General features: G+C 72.0%; 12 protein-coding genes. 3 read left to right on the top strand and 9 right to left on the bottom strand.

Going from position 1 to position 15741, the window contains the following annotated elements:
* Positions 1–354: 354 nt before the first annotated feature.
* Complete coding sequence (locus AB0C46_RS37320; protein WP_362833560.1) at positions 355–1362, bottom strand: stage II sporulation protein M; 1008 nt, start codon at positions 1360–1362, stop codon at positions 355–357.
* Positions 1363–1475: 113 nt separating this feature from the next.
* Here AB0C46_RS37320 and AB0C46_RS37325 point away from each other — a divergent pair, with 113 nt between their 5' ends.
* Complete coding sequence (locus AB0C46_RS37325; RefSeq protein WP_362833561.1) at positions 1476–2612, top strand: RDD family protein; 1137 nt, start codon at positions 1476–1478, stop codon at positions 2610–2612.
* 751 nt (positions 2613–3363) lie between these two features.
* On the opposite strand, the gene AB0C46_RS37330 is transcribed toward AB0C46_RS37325, so the two are convergent.
* Positions 3364–3978, bottom strand: a complete 615-nt coding sequence (locus AB0C46_RS37330; protein WP_362833562.1) for a hypothetical protein — start codon at positions 3976–3978, stop codon at positions 3364–3366.
* 174 nt (positions 3979–4152) lie between these two features.
* Positions 4153–5610, bottom strand: coding sequence for an adenosylhomocysteinase (gene ahcY / locus AB0C46_RS37335; protein ID WP_362833563.1), 1458 nt, complete (start codon positions 5608–5610; stop codon positions 4153–4155).
* 455 nt (positions 5611–6065) lie between these two features.
* On the opposite strand from ahcY, the gene AB0C46_RS37340 reads away from it, so the two are divergent.
* Positions 6066–8402 (top strand): fructose-specific PTS transporter subunit EIIC, encoded by a 2337-nt coding sequence (locus AB0C46_RS37340; RefSeq protein WP_362833564.1) that lies wholly within the window; start codon positions 6066–6068, stop codon positions 8400–8402.
* 586 nt (positions 8403–8988) lie between these two features.
* On the opposite strand, the gene AB0C46_RS37345 is transcribed toward AB0C46_RS37340, so the two are convergent.
* The 6 genes from AB0C46_RS37345 to AB0C46_RS37370 form a co-directional block, all read right to left on the bottom strand.
* A complete protein-coding gene (locus tag AB0C46_RS37345) occupies positions 8989–9951 on the bottom strand; it encodes a cation diffusion facilitator family transporter (RefSeq protein ID WP_362833565.1) in 963 nt (320 codons plus the stop codon).
* A gap of 168 nt (positions 9952–10119) precedes the next feature.
* Entirely contained in the window at positions 10120–11367 is a 1248-nt protein-coding gene (gene manA, locus AB0C46_RS37350; protein ID WP_362833566.1) for a mannose-6-phosphate isomerase, class I, read from the bottom strand.
* A 75-nt stretch (positions 11368–11442) separates the two neighbouring features.
* Positions 11443–12579: an SIS domain-containing protein gene (locus AB0C46_RS37355; protein WP_362833567.1), complete on the bottom strand. Its 1137-nt coding sequence runs from the start codon at positions 12577–12579 to the stop codon at positions 11443–11445.
* Positions 12580–12656: 77 nt separating this feature from the next.
* Positions 12657–12854, bottom strand: a complete 198-nt coding sequence (locus AB0C46_RS37360; RefSeq protein ID WP_362833568.1) for a Trm112 family protein — start codon at positions 12852–12854, stop codon at positions 12657–12659.
* A gap of 186 nt (positions 12855–13040) precedes the next feature.
* Positions 13041–14399, bottom strand: a complete 1359-nt coding sequence (locus tag AB0C46_RS37365; RefSeq protein ID WP_362833569.1) for a phosphomannomutase/phosphoglucomutase — start codon at positions 14397–14399, stop codon at positions 13041–13043.
* A gap of 162 nt (positions 14400–14561) precedes the next feature.
* Positions 14562–15002 (bottom strand): DUF3499 domain-containing protein, encoded by a 441-nt coding sequence (locus AB0C46_RS37370; RefSeq protein WP_362833570.1) that lies wholly within the window; start codon positions 15000–15002, stop codon positions 14562–14564.
* A 259-nt stretch (positions 15003–15261) separates the two neighbouring features.
* On the opposite strand from AB0C46_RS37370, the gene AB0C46_RS37375 reads away from it, so the two are divergent.
* Positions 15262–15720, top strand: a complete 459-nt coding sequence (locus tag AB0C46_RS37375) for a metallopeptidase family protein (protein WP_362833571.1) — start codon at positions 15262–15264, stop codon at positions 15718–15720.
* Positions 15721–15741: the final 21 nt, after the last annotated feature.

Consider the following 15741-nt stretch of genomic DNA (forward strand, 5'->3'; position numbering starts at 1 on the left):
TTGGAGCGGGTCGGCCGTTTCGCTTTCGCTTTCCGGCCTTTCCGACTCTACCAGATCCGTTTCGGTCCGTTGCCGGTCCGAATTCGTTTCCGATTCCCCGTCGGGGGGGTGCCTTTTGGCTTTTCCGACTTTATCAGAAGGGATTCGGCCGAATTGATCGGCCGGGGCTTCCGGTAAGTGGTCGGTTGCGCTTCGCCGAATTGAAATTCCGGCCGAAGCGGAGAAGAGACTAACCGTTGCGGATGAACTTGTCCAGTTCCTTGCAACCGTTCGAATCTACCTCCCCCTGCTGCCCGTGTCAACGGGTTTGTGGGGCGAAGGGAAGATTAGCAGGTCAGCAGGGCTCGATGCACATCACGCGGCGGTCGGCAGGGCCGCTTCGCGGTCGGAGAGGTCGACGTCGCCGGTGGCTCCGGCGCGTACTGCGCGGCCTCCCAGGACGTAGACGTACAGGAGGAAGGCCAGTTCGGCGGCTATGCCGATGCCGATGCGGGCCCAGGTGGGGAGGCCTGAAGGGGTGACGAAGCCTTCGAGGGCGCCGGATATGAAAAGAACGGCGGCGAGTCCGATGGCGACGCCGAGGGCGGAGCGGCCTTCCTCAGCCAGCGCCGTACGGCGAGTGCGTGGGCCGGGGTCGATGAGGGTCCAGCCCAGGCGGAGGCCGATGCCGGCGGCGACGAAGACGGCGGTCAGTTCGAGGAGGCCGTGCGGAAGGATCAAGCCAAGGAAGGTATCGAGGCGGCCCGCTGAGGACATCAGGCCGATGCCGACGCCCAGGTTGAGCATGTTCTGGAAGAGGATCCACAGGACGGGGAGGCCTGCGAAGGCGCCGAGGACGAGGCACAGGGCGACGGCCTGGGCGTTGTTCGTCCATACCTGAGCGGCGAAGGATGCGGCGGGGTGGCTGGAGTAGTAGGTCTCGTACTGGCCACCGGGGCGGGTCATGGCGCGGAGGTCCTCCGGGGCACCGATGGCTGCCTGGACCTCGGGGTGTGCGGCTATCCACCAGCCGATGAGAGCGGCGACCGCGGTGGAGAGGATCGCGGTGGGGATCCACCACTGGCGCAGGCGGTAGACGGCTGCGGGGAAGGCCGTGGTGAAGAAGCGGGCGGTGTCGCGCCAGGAGGCCTTGCGGGCACCGGTGACCGCACTGCGGGCGCGGGCCACGAGGGATGTGAGGCGGCTGGTCAGCGTGGGGTCGGGGGCGCTGGAGAGGAGGAGGGAGAGGTGTGTGGTGGTGCGTTGGTAGAGGGCGACCAGTTCGTCGGCCTCGGCTCCTGTGAGGCGGCGTTTGCGGCGCAGCAGCGTTTCGAGGCGGTCCCATTCGGCGCTGTGGGCCGTGACGAAGACATCGAGGTCCATAGGGTGTCGCTCCTCGCAGCGCCGTGGGTGAGTGCCGGGTCAGCTTGGCAGACTGGCCGTGTCCGGCGTGGGGTGGGCGGGATTTCGGGGATCGAGAGGGAGTGGGGCGCGGCGTGAGTGAACTCGTCACGGGTGAAGCGGTGGTGCTCGGGCTGCGGCCCGCCAGGCTGCCGAGCCGGGGGCTGGCGGTGGCGGTCGATGTGGCCGTGGCCTGGGTGATCTACATCGGCATCTCGCTGATGCTGGTGAGCGCGACCTCGTCGATGGACAGTGCGGCGGTCGCGGCCGTGTCGGTGGCGGCCTTCGTGCTGGTGCAGGCCGGGATCCCGATCGTCGTCGAGACGCTGAGCCAGGGCCGGTCGCTGGGAAAGGTGATCTGCGGCCTGCGGGTCGTACGGGAGGACGGCGGACCGATCCGGTTCCGGCATGCGTTGGTGCGCGGGGCGATGGGGGCCATCGAGATCGTGATGACGATGGGAGTGGTGGCGGCCATCGCTTCGTTGGTGTCGGCGCGGGGGCGCCGGGTGGGTGATGTGTTCGCCGGAACGCTGGTCATCCGGGAGCGGATGCCCGTGGCGGAGGCCGGGACGGCGCTGCCGCCACCGCCTCCGTGGCTGGTGGCGGAGCTCGGGGCACTGGATCTTTCGCGGGTCCCCGATGGGTGGTGGCTGACGCTGCGGCAGTACCTGGCGCGGATGGGACAGCTGGATCCGCAGGTCGGCGGGGCGATGGCGGGGCGACTGGCGGAGGACTTGCACGGATTCACCGGGGTGCCGGGTCCTGCGGGGGTGCATCCGGTGGCGTATCTGGCGGCGGTGGCCGGGGAACGGCAGGCGCGGGAGTCGCAGCGGGCGTTCGGGGGGTCGGCGGTGGCCGGTCCGTCGGGGGTTGTCGGGCCGTCGGGGATTGTCGGGCCGTTGTCTGCGGGGTGGGGAGAGGGGGGTCCCGGCGGGTGGTCCGGTGCTGGGGGTGGTGGGGCTCGGGCCGGTGAGTCGTGGTCGTCGGTCGGGTCCATGGAGGGGGCGGGGGAAGTCTTGTCGTCCGGGCGTGGGGATGTGGCGTCGGCGGCGGGCGGGGCCTGGGCTCCGCCGGGGGGTGGAGCAGGGGCTCCTGGGGCTGTGGCTGGTGACGGGGTGATGCGTGGTGACGGTGCCGGGCATGCGGGGGCGCCGGTGCGGGGGCGTGCGGGTGATCAAAGGGACGGTGGAGGAGGGCGGCTGCCGCGTACGGGGTTTGCGCCGCCGGTGTGAGGTGGCCGGGAGTGAGTCGGGGCGGGGTGTGCTGGGCTCGCGGCAAAGGAACGGCCCGTCCGGGGCCCGTGGGCGCGGTCGGCTGCGGCCTCCGTCCCGTTCTCCGTCCCGTTGCCGGCGGTGAGCGCGTAGAGCACGGTGTCCTGGCCCTGTGGGTTGCAGGGGGCCGCACGCTCAAGGCGTAGGTGCAGCTGCATGCGCGGGAGGGGACGGCGGGTCGGGATGGGGCGGGGCGGCAGCTGAGGACGCCGCCGGGGTGGGGCAGTCGTGCAGTGTCCGCGGATGCGCCGTGGCAGCGGTGTGCCGGGAGCGGGCCGTTGCGCCGACCGTCGTCGCACTCGGCGGGCGGCGATTGGGGGCTGAGCAGCGGGGCGATGTGTCGGGGGTAAGGCGGTGTGACGCGTCGGGGTTCCGGGGGCGCGTCGGGGTTCCGGGGGTGTGCCGCGTTCGGTCTGGCGCCCAGTGGAGGCCAGTGAGCTGATCCGGTGCGGGCGCGGCGGCGGTGGCTTACGAACGGGCTTGGTGTGCCCGGGCTGTGCCCGGCAGTCGGCTGCCGGGTGTCGTGCCGGGGCAGCTGGGGACGGTGGGACCCCTGCACTCAGCCGCTGCATGACCTGAGTTGTGGGGGCGGGGGCCAGCCGTCGGCGCACTCGGCGTGCGCGGTGTGCTCGGTGTGCTCGGTGTGCTCGGTGTGTGGACTTGGCGCTGTTCACGGGAGGGGTGAGAGCGGCGGAGCCGAGCGGGTGGTGGGTCAGGGGAAGGTCGACGGTGGGGATTCGAGGGATTCGAGTTCGATGCCGGGGGCGGAGAGGACCACGTCACCCGCGATGTGGACGCTGTGCTGTTCGCCGGTCTCCAGGTCGTTGACCTGGTATTCGTCGGCGATGAGCGGGGCGTTGTCAGTGGCGTGTGGTGTGCTTTTCAGCAGGGCCCAGGACTGGTCGAGCGTGCGGGGGGCGAGGACGGGGGGTGTGAAGGCGACTAGGCGAGTGCGGACGGCGCCGGCGCCGAGGGCGGGGCGCAGCAGGCGGGCGGTGGCGATGAGGAACGCGGGGGACGCGCCGGTGAAGGCGTGGGCCGGGACATTGCCTTCGGTGGCGTGTTCACCGGTCGGGTCGGTGCGTACCCAGGTGACGCCGTCCAGGGCGGCGGCGCGGACCTGCCAGGCGGAGGCGTGCAGTTCCAGGCGGATGGGGCGGCCGAGTTCGTCGAGGGTGAGGTCGACGGAGCCGATGTGGTCGCCGGACGGGTTGACGATCTGGGAGACATAGCGCCAGCCGGAGGGGCCGGTGGCGCAGTGGAAGTGCTCTTCACCCAGGGGGGTGTGATCGTGCGGGTCGTGGAGGGAGTAGTGGCCGCGGGGCATGAGGGGGTGCAGTCCTTCGGCCGGCGACGGGCCGGTGAGTCGGGGATGGCGGGTCTGTATGGGGACCTTACGGGCCAGGCCCCCGCCGCGAGGGGCGAGGGCCTGGTGTCACCGGCTGCTGTGGGTGAGCACCAGCTGGTCAGGGGAGCTGACCGGCCGGTGTTCGCCGCTGGATCAGTAGCGGTAGTGGTCGGGCTTGTACGGGCCCTCGACCTGGACGCCGATGTAGGCGGCCTGCTCGGGGCGCAGCTCGGTGAGCTTGACGCCCAGCGCGTCGAGGTGGAGCCGGGCGACCTTCTCGTCGAGGTGCTTGGGCAGCACGTAGACGTCGGTCGGGTACTCCTCGGGCTTGGTGAACAGCTCGATCTGGGCCAGCGTCTGGTCCGCGAACGAGTTGGACATCACGAAGGAGGGGTGACCGGTGGCGTTGCCCAGGTTGAGCAGACGGCCCTCGGACAGCACGATCAGGACCTTGCCGTCGGGGTGGGTCCAGGTGTGCACCTGCGGCTTGACCTCGTCCTTGACGATGCCCTCGAGCTTCGCCAGACCGGCCATGTCGATCTCGTTGTCGAAGTGACCGATGTTGCCGACGATCGCCTGGTGCTTCATCCGCGCCATGTGCGACGCCATGATGATGTCCTTGTTGCCCGTCGTGGTGACGAAGATGTCGGCGGTCTCGACGACCTCCTCCAGGGTGGTGACCTGGTAGCCGTCCATCGCCGCCTGCAGCGCGCAGATCGGGTCGATCTCGGTGATGATGACCCGGGCGCCCTGGCCGCGCAGCGACTCCGCGCAGCCCTTGCCGACGTCGCCGTAGCCGCAGACCACGGCGGTCTTGCCGCCGATGAGGACGTCGGTGGCGCGGTTGATGCCGTCGATCAGGGAGTGGCGGCAGCCGTACTTGTTGTCGAACTTCGACTTGGTGACGGCGTCGTTCACGTTGATCGCCGGGAAGAGCAGGTCACCGTCGCGGTGCATCTCGTAGAGACGGTGCACGCCGGTGGTGGTCTCCTCGGTCACACCGCGGATCTCGGAGGCCAGGTTCGTCCACTTCTGCGGGGACTCCGCCAGCGTGCGGGTCAGCAGCTCCAGGACCGCACGGTGCTCGTCGCTCTCCGCGGTCTCGATCGCGGGGACCTTGCCGGCCTTCTCGTACTCGACGCCCTTGTGGACCAGGAGGGTGGCGTCGCCACCGTCGTCGAGGATCATGTTCGGGCCGCCGGTGGGCGAGTTGGGCCAGGTCAGCGCCTGCTCCGTGCACCACCAGTACTCCTCCAGGGACTCGCCCTTCCAGGCGAAGACCGGGAGGCCCTGCGGCGCGTCGGGCGTGCCGTTCGGGCCCACCGCGATGGCCGCGGCGGCGTGGTCCTGGGTGGAGAAGATGTTGCAGGACGCCCAGCGGACCTCGGCGCCCAGAGCGGCCAGGGTCTCGATCAGGACCGCGGTCTGCACGGTCATGTGCAGGGAACCGGTGATGCGGGCACCGGCCAGCGGCTGGGTGTCGGCGTACTCCTTGCGGATCGCCATCAGACCGGGCATCTCATGCTCGGCGAGGGTGATCTCCTTGCGGCCGAAAGCGGCGAGGGACAGGTCGGCGACCTTGAAGTCCTGGCCGGTGGCTGCTGTCGTCATGCGGGCTGCTCCTCGAGCGTCGAGGTGGATGGGCGGGCAGTCTGCGGCGCGGGCTGGGGTCCCCCCAGCTACCACTGGGAGAGTTCGAGCGTACGCGGAAGCGGACGCACCTCTCCCCCTGGCCACAGCGCAGTCCGTCGGAGGCCCTCTCTCCCTCGGCCGGTCCGCGGTGCGGGCCGCCCGACCGCCATCAGCAGCGACGTCTGGCACTGGTCACGAATCTACACCGATCGGCCCAGTGAACCCCAGCCCGGAGGGGCCGGTCCGGTGTGGTCCCGGCCATGGAGGGGCGCGGGAACGGACCGTGATTCCCGGGTTCGGGTGGGCCGGCGACCGCTATGCCGGCTGCCGCGGACCGGCGGCGTCGGAGGGGTTTGCGGGCGCTGTGCCGTCATGCAGGATGCCTGGAGCGCGGGACCACTTGCACGACCGCGCGCACGAATAAGGAGAGCCACGTGACCACCAGTCCAGCTGAGCCCCTCAAGGGCGCGGGGACGAGCGGGCAAGGGCTGAAGCTGCTCGCAGTGACCGCCTGCCCGACCGGTATCGCCCACACGTACATGGCCGCGGAAAAGCTGGCCCAGGCGGCCCGGTCCCTCGGGCACGAGATCAAGGTGGAGACGCAGGGCTCCATCGGGGCTGAGAATCTCCTGTCTGACAACGATGTCAGGGACGCGGACGCCGTGATCATCGCCGCGGACAAGGACGTCGACCGCAGCCGGTTCCTCGGCAAGAGGGTCTTGGCAGTCGGGGTCGCCGAGGGCATTCGCCACCCCGAGCAGCTGATCGAGCGGGTGCGGAGCGCACCGGTGTACGGGGGCGAGGAGGGCGCCGGGGCCGGTGCGGGGACCGACGCGGCCCCGGCTCGCGGAGGCGCCGGCGGCGGCAAGGAACGCAGCGTCGGGTACAAGGCGCTGATGAACGGCGTCAGTTACATGATCCCGTTCGTGGTGGTCGGCGGGCTGCTGATCGCGATCTCGCTGGCGCTGGGCGGGCATCCGCAGGCCGGCGGCGGTCTGGTGATCCCCGACGGTTCGTTCTGGAAGCACGTCAATGACATCGGCGTCATCGGCTTCACGCTGATGGTGCCGGTCCTGTCCGGCTATATCGCTTATGCGATCGGCGACCGGCCCGCGCTGGTGCCGGGCATGATCGGCGGCTGGATCGCCAACACCGGCTCGCTGTACGACTCCAAGGCGGGCGCGGGCTTCATCGGCGCGATCGTCACCGGCTTCCTGGCCGGCTATCTGGTGCAGTGGATCAAGAAGGTCGAGGTCCCCAAGTTCGTCCGGCCGATCATGCCGATCATCGTGATCCCGATCGTGGCGACGACGGCGCTCGGACTGTTCTTCATCTACGTGATCGGCAGGCCCATCTCCTGGGTGTTCACCCATCTCACCGACTGGCTCGGCGGGATGACCGGGTCCAGCGCGATTCTGCTCGGTGCCCTCCTCGGCCTCATGATCGCGTTCGATATGGGCGGTCCGGTCAACAAGACCGCGTTCCTGTTCGGTGCGGGACTGATCGCGTCGGGCAACCAGACCGTGATGGGCATGTGTGCCGCGGCGATACCGGTGATGCCGCTCGGCCAGGGGCTGGCCACGCTGGTCCGCCGCCGCCTGTACTCCGAGCAGGAGCGGGAGACGGGCATGGCGGCGCTGTTCATGGGGCTCTTCGGGATCTCGGAGGGCGCGATTCCGTTCGCCGCGGCGCGGCCCGCGCAGGTCATACCGGCGAACATGCTCGGTGGTGCGGTGGCCGGCGCCCTCGCCGGGATGACCGCGGTGACGGACGCGGTGCCGCACGGCGGCCCGATCGTGGCGGTGCTGGGTGCGGTCGGCGGCGTGCCGGCGTTCTTCCTCGCCGTGGTGGCCGGCACCGTGGTCACGGCGCTGACGACGGTGATGCTGGTGGATGTGGCGGAGCGGCGGAAGGGCGGGGTGAGGGCGGATTCCGGTGCTGACGTGCGTGCGGATGTGCATGCGGATGTGCGTGGCGATGTCGCCGCCACCACGGGTTTCCCGGCGGCCGCCCGTGCGGTGCCGGTGGCGGCCGGGGGCGGGGTGAGCGCCGGAGCCGTTGGCGGTGTCGGCGTGGCGTCCCGTACGGGCGCGGCGGCGGTTTCCGTTCCCGCGCCGCCTCCCGCTCCGGAGCGGGAGGCGGACGGCCCGGCCGCTGACACCGCCGTCACCGCCGACACCGCCGTCACCGCCGTCACCGCCGTCACCGCCGTCACCGCCGTCACCGCCGTCACCGCCGTCACCGCCGTCACCGCCGTCACCGCCGTCACCGCCGGCCACGATGTCAGCGACGACGCCCCCGACGCCCCCGACGTCGAGGTGCTCTCCGGTTACCTCACCGCGCAGACCGTCAAGACGCAGCTCGTTGCCGACGAGAAGGAAGCGGCGATCCGCGAGATGGCCGAACTGGTGGCCGGTACCGGCAAGGTGGCGGACGTCGACGAGCTGGTCCGGGTGGCGCTGGCCCGTGAGGCACAGGGCACGACCGGGCTCGGTGAGGAGATCGCCATCCCGCACGCCAAGACGGACGCGGTGACCGCTCCGGTCGTCGGCTTCGCACGGTCGGCGGACGGCATCGACTGGGGTTCGCCCGACGGCACCCGCGCCAGGCTGGTCTTCCTGATCTCGGTGCCGGAGGCGGCGGCCGGGGACGAACATCTGCGCATCCTGGCGCTGCTGTCGCGGAAGCTGATGGACGCGGACTTCCGGGCCCGGCTGCGGGGCGCGGAGGACGAGGCGGCGGTTCTGCGCGTTCTCGGGGAGATCCAGTAGGGCGTGGGCGAACACATCCCGTAGGGGAGGCGCGGGCCCCCTGCGGAGCCTCAACGTGGTGGGGTCGGGGCGGTATTCCCGTGGCTCGTGGCATTCCTGTGGCCCGTGGCATTCCCGCCCCTGGCGGCACTCTCGTGGCCCTCGGCACTCCCGGGGCTCGCAACGTGGTCGACGGGGCTCCGTGGCTCGCAACCTGGCCGACCGGGCTCCGTAGCTCGCAACCTGGCCGACCGGGCTCCGTAGCTCGCAACGCGGGGCCACATGGCTGGGCGTCGTACGTCGAAGGCCCCCGCGCTCCTGGGGAGTGCGGGGGCCTTGCCGTGTTCTGGAGGACTGGGCGGCCCGGTGGGTCTGCGGGGCTTGGCCATCGTCCGGAGGGCCGGGGCTCAGTCCGGTGAGCCTGCGGCCGCTCAGCAGTCCACCAGACCGGCCGGGCCCATCGGGTCGGCTGGGCGACCGGACTCACCGCCCAGCAGCCCCAACGACTCAGCAGCCCCCAGCCGCCCCGCCTGCCCCAGCCGCCCTGCCTGGCCCAGTCAGCCCGCCTGGCCCAGTCGGCCCGCCCGGCTCAGTCAGCCCGCCCGGCTCAGTTTCCGCCCGAGGTCTTGGACGGGTCGGCGCCGGCGGCGGCGGCCGTGGCCTCGTTGTAGATGTCCGGCTCCAGGTAGATGACCCGGGCGATCGGCACGGCCTCGCGGATGCGGGCCTCGGCGGCATTGATGGCGTCCGCGATCTCGGTGGCGGTGCCGTCGTGCTGTACCGCGATCTTGGCAGCGACCAGCAGCTCCTCGGGGCCGAGGTGGAGCGTCCGCATGTGGATGACGCGGGTGACGACCTGGCCGTCGACGACCGCGGCGCGGATCTTGGCGATCTGCTCGGGGCCGGCCGCCTCGCCCAGCAGCAGCGACTTGGTCTCCGCGGCCAGGACCAGGGCGATCAGCACCAGCAGCGCGCCGATGCACATGGTGCCGATGCCGTCCCAGACGGCATCGCCGGTGGCGAGGGTCAGGCCGACGCCGCCCAGCGCGAGGACCAGACCGACCAGTGCACCGAAGTCCTCCAGCAGCACGACCGGCAGCTCGGGGGCCTTGGCGCGGCGGACGAACTGGGCCCAGGTCTGCTTACCGCGCAGCTCGTTGGACTCCTTGATGGCCGTACGGAAGGAGAAGCTCTCGGCGATGATCGCGAAGACCAGGACGCCGACCGGCCAGTACCAGTTGTCCAGCGCGTGCGGGTCGTGGATCTTCTCGTAGCCCTCGTAGAGCGCGAAGACGCCGCCGATGGTGAACAGGACGATGGAGACCAGGAAGCCGTAGATGTAGCGCTCGCGGCCGTAGCCGAAGGGGTGCTCGGCGGTCGCCGCGCGCTTGGCCTTCTTGCCGCCGAGCAGCAGCAGGCCCTGGTTGCCGGAGTCCGCGAGGGAGTGCACGCCTTCCGCGAGCATCGAGGACGAGCCGCTGAAGGCGAAGGCCACGAACTTCGCTGCGGCAATCGCCAGGTTGGCGCCCAGCGCCGCAACGATCGCCTTTGTCCCGCCTGATGCGCTCATAGGTGCCGCATATCCCTTCCGTCGTCCGGGCTTTACCGCCCCTTTAATGCTGTGCGGCGGTCATTGTTGCAGCCCGGCCCGGAGCAGTCGCCAGGAGGCCACCTGGCGGACGGTTTCCGGCCGGTCGTACGGGCTTCCCGGGGTGTGCCGCCCCGCGCAGCGGCGGGGCTACGCCACCACCGTCGCGCGGAAGAGCGTGCCGTCTCCCGCGAGGGTGATCCGCTCGCCGGCCGGTACGAACGCGGACTCACCGGGGGCCAGGGTCAGCCCGGCCCCGGACCCGGACCCGGCGTCCGCCTCCGCCCCCGCCTCCGCGTCCGCCTCCGCCCCCGCTTCCCGCAGCTGGACGGTGCCCGCCGTGCACAGCAGGATCTGCGGCGTACGGGAGGCGAGCGGGTGCGGTGCGGCGCCGGGGGCCAGCGCGAAGCGGGAGAGCCGGAACTCGTCGATGGGGGTCTCGTAGACCTCCTCGCCGTTGACGTCCTCGGGGCGCAGCACGCCCGCGTCACCGGCCTCGAAGCGGACCACCCGCAGCAGTTCCGGTACGTCCACGTGCTTGGGGGTCAGACCGCAGCGCAGCACATTGTCGGAGTTGGCCATCAGCTCGACCCCGAGGCCGCTGAGGTACGCGTGCGGGATGCCGGCGCCGAGGAACATTGCCTCGCCGGGCTGGAGCCGGACGTGGTTGAGCAGCATGGCGGCGAGCACGCCGGGGTCGCCCGGGTAGTGGTGGGCGAGGCCGGCGTATGCGGCGTAGGCGTCGGCGTGCGGTCCTGCCTTGGCTGCCGGCTGGTCGATGGCGACGGCGACGCGCTCGACGGTCCCGGCGATCGCATGGTGCTCGGCGCTCAGTACGGCGGTGAGGACCTCGCGCAGCGCGTCCTCCTCGGGGGTGGCGCGCAGGATGTCGATGTAGGGCTTGAGGTCGTCGACGCCCAGGCCCTCCAGGAGGTCGGCGGCCTGCGCCGGGTGCCGGAAGCCGCACAGACCGTCGAAGGGGGTGAGCGCGACGATCAGCTCGGGCTTGTGGTTGGCGTCCTTGTAGTTGCGGTGGGCGGCGTCGATCGGGACGCCGCGCCGCTCCTCGTCGGCGAAGCCCTCCTGGGCCTGCGCGAGGTCGGGGTGGACCTGGAGGGAGAGCGGCGAGCCGGCCGCGAGCAGTTTGAGGAGGAAGGGCAGCCGGGGGCCGAAGGCGCGGACGGTGTCGGCGCCCAGTTCGGTCCCGGGGGCGGCGTCGATCACCTCGGCCAGGGAGACGGGGCCGGTGCCGCGGTCGATGCGGGAGGGGGCGCCGGGGTGGGCGCCCATCCACATCTCGGCCTGGGGTTCGCCGGTCGGTGCGGTGCCCAGGAGCTCCGGGATGGCAGTGGTGGAGCCCCATGCGTAGGGGCGCACGGTATTGGCGAGGCGGTCCATGGAGCGGCTGCTTCCTGACGGTCGTACGTGCTGCGGGGTGCTACGGGCCTGCGGGTGCGGGCCGACCGTCAAAGATCACTCGGTCCCGGCGAGCGCCAGGTAAACGGCGGCGAAATCCACGATGGCCAGTAGCTCAGCGGCCTTCTCCAGGTCGCTGCCGGCGTCGGCTTCCAGCTCGCTGACGGCCGTGTCGCGTTCCTCGGCGAGTGCCTGGGCGGCGCGGGTGGCGGACAGCCGGCCCGGCTCCTCCTCGCGCAGCAGCACGACCCTGGCGTGCATCGCGGCGGGCTGTTCGACCCGGTCGCGGAAGAAGTCGTCCGGGTCGGCGCCGGCGGCCAGGGCGCCGGCCAGCAGGGTGCGGTGGGTGGCGAGCGCCTCGGGCAGCTCGGCGGCGAGCGCGGGGCGGCCGGCCAGTCCGGCGAGTTCGGTGGCGAAGTGCCGGCCGACGGCGCCGGCGACGGTGCCTTCGGTCCAGATCAGCGGGAGCGCGTCGGCGAGGTCGGCGGCCAGCGCCTTGCCGGGGTTGGTGTACGTGGGGATGGCCGGGCCGCAGCGTTCGGCGAGCTGGTCGAGGCGGTCGGCGAGCTTGCCCAGGGCCTCCGGCGGGGCGCTGAGCAGGCCGATCCGGTCGGCGAGCGAGAGCAGCGGGATGAGCACCGACCAGAGGGTGCCGGGGGCGGCCGGCGGGGCGCCCTCGACGTCGAATTCAGCGTCGTAGGGGGTGGTCGCCAGGGGGACGGCGAGGCCGCGGGCCTGGGTGACGGCGTCGGCGAGCGGGCCGCCGGCCGGGGTGACGGCGACGACGGCGCAGCCGCGGCGGGAGGCCTGCTCGACCAGCTCGGCGAGGCCGGGGTCGGCGGCGTCCGGGCCGGGGAGCAGCAGCAGGTCCAGGGGTCCGGCCCAGCCGGGCAGCGCCCAGCGCAGCGCACCGGGCAGCGGGGCGACGCCGGTGGGCTGGAGGTGGGTGACCGGGCAGCTGCCGCCGCCGAGCGCCCTGAGGAGGTCCGCCACGCCGGCTGCGGCCGGGCCGGGGCCGGCGACGAGTACGGCGCGCGGCCGCCCGTCGGGGGTCAGCTCGGGGATGCCGGACTCGGCGGCGCTGCGGGCCGCGGTACGGACCCGGGCGCCGGATTCGGCGACGCCGCGCAGCAGGCCGAAGCGGTCGGCTCCGGCCAGCGCGTCAGGGGTGTCGAGGAGTGACTCGTCGAGCATGGTGGGCGCGGCCTCCGAATCGCCGGAACGGGCGGGGGTGTGCCGGGCGGTGCCGGGGCGGGCCCGGCGGCGCCCGGTCAGGCGGGGCGGCGGGCTTCGTCGACGAGGAGTACGGGGATGCCGTCCCGGACGGGGTAGGCGAGGCCGCAGTCGCCGGAGGTGCAGATCAGCTCGGGGTCGGAAGCGGGACCCGGGGAGTCTCCGGTCCGGTCCTGGAGCGGGGCATGGCACGCCGGGCAGGCAAGGATCTGGATCAAGCTGGCTTCGACCGGCATGGAGGCTGCTCCTTCGGGGCGGTTGCGGCTTGGCCAGCGTACCGCCGGACGGGGGGAGGAGGCTTGCTCGACGGGGATTCGGGGTGGTGCACGGGGGTGCGGGCGGCAGAGATGCCGCTGCCGCCCGCCCCCTCGGTGCGGTGCTCGGGTTCCCGCCGCGGTCGTCGTGCGGCGGGGCGCCGGGGGTCAGCCGCGGATGATCGCCAGGGCCTCGTCGCGGACCCGGTCGGCGGTGGCGGTGTCGCGGGCCTCGACGTTCAGCCGGAGCAGCGGCTCGGTGTTCGAGGCGCGGACGTTGAACCACCAGTCGTCGGCGGTGATGGTCAGCCCGTCCAGCTCGTCGAGGGTGACGCCTTCGCGGCCCTCGTAGGCGGTCTTGATCGCGGCGAGCCGGCCGGTCTGGTCGTCGACGGTGCTGTTGATCTCGCCGGAGGCCGCGTACCGGTCGTACTGGGCGACGAGCTGCGACAGCGGGCCCTCCTGGCCGCCGAGGGCCGCCAGGACGTGCATCGCGGCGAGCATGCCGGTGTCGGCGTTCCAGAAGTCGCGGAAGTAGTAGTGCGCGGAGTGCTCGCCGCCGAAGATCGCGCCGGTGGTGGCCATCTCCTCCTTGATGAAGGAGTGCCCGACGCGGGTCCGGACGGGCTCGCCGCCGTTCTCCTTGACGACCTCCGGCACCGACCAGGAGGTGATCAGGTTGTGGATGACCGTGCCGCCGGGGTGCTTGACCAGCTCGCGGGCGGCGACCAGGGCGGTGATCGCGGACGGGGAGACCGGGTCGCCGTTCTCGTCGACGACGAAGCAGCGGTCCGCGTCGCCGTCGAAGGCGAGGCCGAGGTCCGCGCCGGTCTCGCGGACGCGCGCCTGGAGGTCGACGATGTTCTTGGGATCCAGCGGGTTGGCCTCGTGGTTCGGGAACGAGCCGTCCAACTCGAAGTACATCGCGTCCAGTTCGAGGGGCAGGCCCTCGAAGACGGTCGGTACGGTGTGGCCGCCCATGCCGTTGCCCGCGTCCACCACGACCTTCAGCGGGCGGATGCCGCTCAGGTCCACCAGGCCGCGCAGATGGGCGGCGTAGTCGCCCAGGACGTCGCGCTGTGTGATCGTGCCGGGTGCGGCGGCCGGCTCCGGGGCGCCCTCGTCCGACCAGCGCTCGACCAGCGCGCGGATGTCGGCGAGGCCGGTGTCCTGGCCGACGGGGGCCGCGCCGGCCCGGCACATCTTGATGCCGTTGTACTGGGCCGGGTTGTGCGAGGCGGTGAACATGGCGCCGGGCAGGCCCAGTGAGCCGCTGGCGAAGTACAGCTCGTCGGTCGAGCAGAGACCGATCTCCGTGACGTCCGCGCCGCGGGCGGCCGCGCCGCGCGCGAAGGCGCCCGACAGGCCGGGCGAGGAGGGCCGCATGTCGTGTCCGATCACGATCGCGTCCGCGGCGGTGATCTCGGCGAAGGCCGCTCCGAACAGCTCGGCCAGGGGTTCGTCCCACTGGGTGGGGACGACGCCGCGTACGTCATACGCCTTCACGATCTGCGACAGATCAGTCACAGCCAGCCCTCCTGGAGAGTCTCTATGTAACTCCCAACCTACCGGGCGGCCCTGTGTGAGGGCCGGGCATCCCCGTGCCCGGGGCACTGCGGCGCCGCGGTTGCCCGGAAGCGGCGGGCGGGCGGGTGCGGTGACGGGGGCCGGGGATTCCGCCCTCGCCGGTCAGGAATCCGGTGAGCGCAGCACCCGGAGATGGCCGCGGCGGGCGACCTCCATGGGGTGGGTGTCGCGGCCGCCGGGGGCGTGGGTGCCGCCGGCGGCGCGTTCCTGGGGGCGGGCCGCTTCGCGTACGGCATTCGCCAGGGCTTCGAGATCGTCGCCGCTGGGGCGGGCCGGGCCGGAGTCGAGCGCGAGGCGGACGACCTCCCAGCCGCGGGGCGCGGTCAGCCGCTCGGAGTGCTCGGCGCACAGGTCGTAGCAGTGCGGTTCGGCGTAGGTGGCGAGCGGTCCGAGCACAGCGGTCGAATCCGCATAGACGTACGTCAGCGTTGCGACGGCGGGGCGGCCGCACGCAGTGCGCGAACAGCGACGTACAGGGCTCACGACGTTGGACGGTACCGCACTCTTGAGCGGGCCGCGATGACTCTCCCCCGGCTCACCCAACCGTGTCGTCCCGCTTCGTCCGATGCGTCTGACCTGCACCCGCTCGACCTGACCTGGACCGGCCGGGCCGGGACGGACCGCGTAGGGCGCGGAATCCCGTCACAACTCGATGCATTTCCTGCCATTCCGGCGTCGATCTGCGATCTCATACAGAGATGCAAACGAACACAACGCGGACACGTGCGGTCAGTCGACGACATGCCACGTGTTGTCGCGCTCCCCGGTGTCCGGGGGTCCTTGACGGCTACGCTCGATGTTGATGGACAGCCCTGTACCTCCCCGACCGCCGGAGCCGCGGCTCCGCCGCCGCGACCGCCACGGCCGCGGCATGCGCGGCCCGATCGCGCCGCCCCAGGTGCCGCTGTCGGTGACCCGGGCCGAGGCCTTCGTGGATCTTGTGTATGACTCCCGGGACCGGCTGGAGCGGCGCTGGCCGCAGCTCTCCCAGGTCGACTTCCTGGTCCTGGAGGTGCCCGGTTTCGGCCCGGACGACGGGCCGGACGCGACCGCCGACGCGGAGACCGTGCCGCTGGGGCGGATGCTGCCGGCCGCGGGCGGACATCGCGACCGGATTGTGATCTACCGGAGGCCGGTGGAGATCCGTACGAAGAGCCGCGACGAGCGGGCGATGCTGGTCCACGAGGTGGTGGTCGAGCAGGTCGCCGAACTCCTGGGGCTGGCCCCGGAGTCGGTGGACCCGCGCTACGGCCAGGAGTGAGGCCGCCGCGCGGGTCCGGTG

This window comes from Streptomyces sp. NPDC048637, from assembly GCF_040650675.1.
Taxonomy (GTDB): Bacteria; Actinomycetota; Actinomycetes; order Streptomycetales; family Streptomycetaceae; genus Streptomyces.

Excerpts from the sequence above, each read along its gene's own strand:
- AB0C46_RS37345 (WP_362833565.1), bottom strand. The coding sequence starts at position 9,951 with ATGAGCGCATCAGGCGGGACAAAGGCGATCGTTGCGGCGCTGGGCGCC.
- AB0C46_RS37330 (WP_362833562.1), bottom strand. The coding sequence starts at position 3,978 with ATGCCCCGCGGCCACTACTCCCTCCACGACCCGCACGATCACACCCCC.
- AB0C46_RS37360 (WP_362833568.1), bottom strand. The coding sequence starts at position 12,854 with ATGCCGGTCGAAGCCAGCTTGATCCAGATCCTTGCCTGCCCGGCGTGC.
- AB0C46_RS37375 (WP_362833571.1), top strand. The coding sequence starts at position 15,262 with ATGGACAGCCCTGTACCTCCCCGACCGCCGGAGCCGCGGCTCCGCCGC.
- AB0C46_RS37355 (WP_362833567.1), bottom strand. The coding sequence starts at position 12,579 with ATGCTCGACGAGTCACTCCTCGACACCCCTGACGCGCTGGCCGGAGCC.
- AB0C46_RS37320 (WP_362833560.1), bottom strand. The coding sequence starts at position 1,362 with ATGGACCTCGATGTCTTCGTCACGGCCCACAGCGCCGAATGGGACCGC.
- ahcY (WP_362833563.1), bottom strand. The coding sequence starts at position 5,610 with ATGACGACAGCAGCCACCGGCCAGGACTTCAAGGTCGCCGACCTGTCC.
- manA (WP_362833566.1), bottom strand. The coding sequence starts at position 11,367 with ATGGACCGCCTCGCCAATACCGTGCGCCCCTACGCATGGGGCTCCACC.